The 637-nt window shown below is 47.3% G+C and carries 1 protein-coding gene; it reads left to right on the plus strand.

Going from position 1 to position 637, the window contains the following annotated elements; translation table 11 throughout:
- Positions 1-196: 196 nt before the first annotated feature.
- Positions 197-637 (plus strand): MobV family relaxase (gene mobV, locus OK414_RS29760; RefSeq protein WP_264363582.1); only part of this gene is annotated, 441 nt, incomplete at its 3' end.

The raw sequence follows: 637 nt of genomic DNA on the forward strand, positions 1-637 counted from the left end.
CATGAAAAAGGGCATCCGTTGAGGATGTCTTTTTTCTTTTTGGCGGAGCCAAACACAGGGAGGAACCCCGACCGCCACCTCGTAGAGCGCGCTCCCAATTTGATCGAAGATGAAAAATTGGTGTAGTGCGTTACACCAAATCTCAAATTGTGGTATGCTAGACCCAAGTACAGTGGTCGAAATGGGGGGTTGAGGGATGGCCAAATATGGGATTATCCGCATGCAAAAGTTCCACAAAGATGCAATATTGGGGATCCAGAAACACAACCAACGAGAAGGCGAGAACAGTAAAAATAAAGACATCGATTCAACCAGGACGATGCTTAACTATGACTTTGTGAACGAGGACAAAATTAAGTACCATGAAGAAATTAAGAAGATGACGGCCACCCGTGTGAAACGAAAAATTCGGAATGATGCCGTCCTGGTGGCAGAGTTCTTTGTATCGGCTAGTCCGGAGTATATGCATGCGATGTCGCAAGACGAGCAGCGCAAATATTTTGAAGCAGCACTGGACCATATAGCCGGCAAGTATGGTCAGCAGAACATTTTGTATGCCGTGGTACATAACGATGAAGCGACGCCACACATGCACGTGGGGTTTGTGCCAATCACAGATGATCGGCGCTTGGCGGCA

It is taken from the genome of Priestia sp. JV24, from assembly GCF_025910025.1.
Lineage (GTDB): Bacteria > Bacillota > Bacilli > Bacillales > Bacillaceae_H > Priestia > Priestia megaterium.